Source organism: Candidatus Protofrankia californiensis (genome assembly GCF_900634765.1).
In the GTDB taxonomy this organism is placed as follows: Bacteria; Actinomycetota; Actinomycetes; order Frankiales; family Frankiaceae; genus Protofrankia; species Protofrankia californiensis.
Map to the genome: position 1 here is coordinate 6,438 of NZ_CAAAFT010000140.1, position 2,082 is coordinate 8,519.

Genomic DNA, 2,082 nt, shown 5'->3' on the forward strand with positions numbered 1-2,082 from the left:
CGAGACCGACCGGACGGCGTACCTGCCTCTGGTTGTCGTCGCCGCCGCCTCGGCGCTGGGGACGGCCGGTCATGCCGCGATGGCTGGCATCATCGGTCATCCGAGCCTGACCGGTACCCAGACGCTCCTGCGTGCGGTCGGCGCGGCCCTCTACGCGCTTGTGCTGACCCCGCTCGTCTTCCCGCTCGTCACGGCCGGGATGCGGCGCCCACGCGGGGACCGTTCGTGATCAGGCGGCGACCGTGAGACGGCCGAGCCTTGTCGAGGAGTCGCTGGACGACCGCACCCGGGTGCGGCTGGTCGTCCTGCGCGTCCTCGCGGTCTCCCTGCTGGTGACTCTCGGCGCCCGACTGTGGACCCTGCAGATACTCAACGGCGACCACTACCGTCACCTCGCGGAGACCAACCGGGTCCGTGAGGTCGTCACCCCCGCGACCCGCGGCCTGATCGTGGACGATCAGGGGCGAGCCCTCGTCCGCAACCGGACCTCTCTGGTCATATCGGTCAACCGGTCGGTGACCGATCGGCAGAAGGACTCCGGGCAGGCCGTGCTGGAGCGGTTGTCGAGCGTGATCGGGATGCCCGTCGCCGACATCAAGGGGCGCATCCAGTTCTGCTCCGCCACAGCGAAGCCCCCGTGCTGGAACGGCTCGCCCTACCAGCCGGTTCCGGTGGCCAAGGACGTTTCCGCGCAGCAGGCGCTGGCCGTCATCGAACATCCCGACCGGTTTCCCGGAGTCTCGGCCGACCTACAGGCCGTGCGCGAATACCCGTACGGCTCCCTCGCCGCGCACGAACTGGGATATCTCAGCCCCGTCACCCAGAAGCAGCTCGACTCCGACGGCGCCAGCAAGGGATACCACCAGAACAGCCTGGTCGGTGTCTCCGGCCTGGAGGACACCTATGACGCGGACCTGCGGGGCGCCGACGGTGTGCAGAGACTCGAGGTCGACCGGTTCGGGCGGGTCGCGGGCACTGCGTCGTCCACCGCGCCGCGCAGCGGCGACAACCTCGTGCTTTCGCTCGACCTCGGGATCCAGCAGGCGGTCGAGCAGACCCTGCAGAAAACACTGGACTCCCTCGGCGGCGGGCGGGCGCGTACCGCCTCCGGTGTCGTGCTCGACGCCAGGACGGGTCATGTGATCGCCATGGCGAGCCTGCCCTCCTACGACCCGTCGGTGTTCGTCGGGGGCGTTTCCGAAACCGACTACAAGGCGTTGTCCGACCCGGCCAACGGGATTCCGCTGCTGTCGCGGGCCTACCAGGGTTCGGGCGCGCCCGGGTCGACGTTCAAGCCGGTGTCGACCCTGACCGCGCTGACCAACCTCGGCGCGTCGACCACCGACGACTACGACTGCGGGCCGACACTGCAGGTCGGCGGTCAGACCTTCCACAACTTCGAGGGATCGTCCGCCGGGCCGATCACCCTCCACCAGGCCCTGGTCATCTCCTGTGACGTCATCTTCGACCGGTTCGCCTACGAGGCATGGCTTGCCGACGGTGGGCTGCGCAACGGTCGCGGACCGTACCAGGAGCCCCACGAGTACTTCGTGAAGATGGCCCGCACCATGGGATTCGGCAGCCGCACAGGCGTCGACCTGCCGGGGGAGACGGCCGGGTCGGTCGTCGACCGGGCCGGCGCGAAGGCGATCTGGACGGATCTGAAGGACTCCTACTGCCGCCGGGCACAGAACGGTTATCCGGAGGTCACCGACCCGGCCAAGGCGGAACGGTTCCGCCGGTATGCCGCCGAGGCGTGCGTCGACGGCTACCTGTACAACGGAGGCGCGGCGGTCCAGTTCGCGATCGGGCAGGGCCAGTACCTGTCGGCCAGCCCGCTGCAGCTCGCGGTCTCCTACGCCGCCATCGCCAACGGTGGGACGCTGTACCAGCCCACCCTGGCCAAGGCGGTGATGTCCCCGGACGGCCACGTCGTGCGGACCGTCGAACCCAAGGTCGCCGGCAGGATTCCGGCCACGCCCGAGACGCTCGCCTACATCCGCGACGCCCTGCACGGAGTGACCAGCGAAGGCGGTGGGACCGCGACCGGAGTGTTCGCGGACTGGCCGAACGACACCATCC

1 protein-coding gene and 1 pseudogene are annotated in these 2,082 nt (G+C 69.5%); both read left to right on the forward strand.

What is annotated here, in order from left to right; translation table 11 throughout:
- Positions 1 to 229, forward strand: a pseudogene (locus DD1DGNOD_RS29075) (rod shape-determining protein MreD); the annotation flags it as partial.
- 43 nt (positions 230 to 272) lie between these two features.
- Positions 273 to 2,082, forward strand: a 1,810-nt coding sequence (locus DD1DGNOD_RS08390) for a penicillin-binding transpeptidase domain-containing protein (protein WP_241255566.1), incomplete at its 3' end; no start/stop codon positions are given.